This is a genomic window from Kamptonema formosum PCC 10802 (genome assembly GCF_000332335.1).
Lineage (GTDB): Bacteria > Cyanobacteriota > Cyanobacteriia > Cyanobacteriales > Oscillatoriaceae > Oscillatoria.
The window spans coordinates 3,174,802-3,175,739 of sequence record NZ_KB235948.1; the positions used below are offsets into that span (position 1 = coordinate 3,174,802).

A 938-nucleotide genomic window follows, 5' to 3' on the forward strand; every position below is an offset into this window, starting at 1 on the left:
CTTCATACACCGGCTCTGTGCCATTTTGACCGGCCAAATGGTTCTGCCGGCGCGTCAGGACAATGCGCGACGCACCCAGAGGCACAGTATTGGGCACCTTAACCGCCACCTCAAAGCGATTGTCCCCCAACTCTCGGCTCAGATTGGGCAAAACCGTCCCCTCATACGCCTTATCGCCCACATAAAATTTAGCAACCAAATCCTCAAACCGGCTGCCAAGAAGGTCACTCCCACTATTCACCAGCACATTACTGCCGGTTAGAAACAGAACCGGCTGATTGTTCTCAAATGGCTGATTGTTCTCATCCGAAAACTTCAGCTCAGCCTCTTGCAGCACCGGCGGTGCCGTCGGGTCAGACTCAGCCGGTGCCGGCATATTCAATGCCGCCGAAAAACTAGCAATCCCATCCTGATTGCGCTGCACACCCACCTCTGTAATCACCGGCAGTCCGGCAGCAGGCACCGCCATCACCTTCACCGACGAGATATCATAAGAAACCGTCAAAGCTGCATTTCCAGCGCCAAATTGGTCAGGCATTAGCAACTGGCCAATTCCCCCTGGGGAAATCACCCCGAAGAAAGCAATTGGAAAATTATAGTTGAGCGTCAGCTGACCTTTGACAAGCGTAGCACTGCCGGTTGGACCCGAGTATACCACTATATATTCTCCCGGTCTGACAACACCTGGCCACGGCGGCGAAGACGTGCGAATCATGCCGTCAGCACCCACTACCCCAGACTCTTCTTGCAGCCAAATAGGATTCCAAGTGCCGGTTTCATCCGGGAGCGCACCTTTACGCATAAAATAAACTTCAGTTCCCGCCGGCACGAGCGCCGGTGCGGGAATTGCCAGCTGCGCCGGCACGTTCATCGGGTCATCCCCAGCATCTAAATTGAACGCACCGGCAATCTCGAATCCTTCTGGAACAGGAAGCGAT

The 938-nt window shown here is 54.5% G+C and carries 1 pseudogene; it reads right to left on the reverse strand.

Annotated elements, in window-relative coordinates:
- A pseudogene (locus tag OSC10802_RS57195) lies at positions 1-938 on the reverse strand (DUF4114 domain-containing protein); the annotation flags it as partial.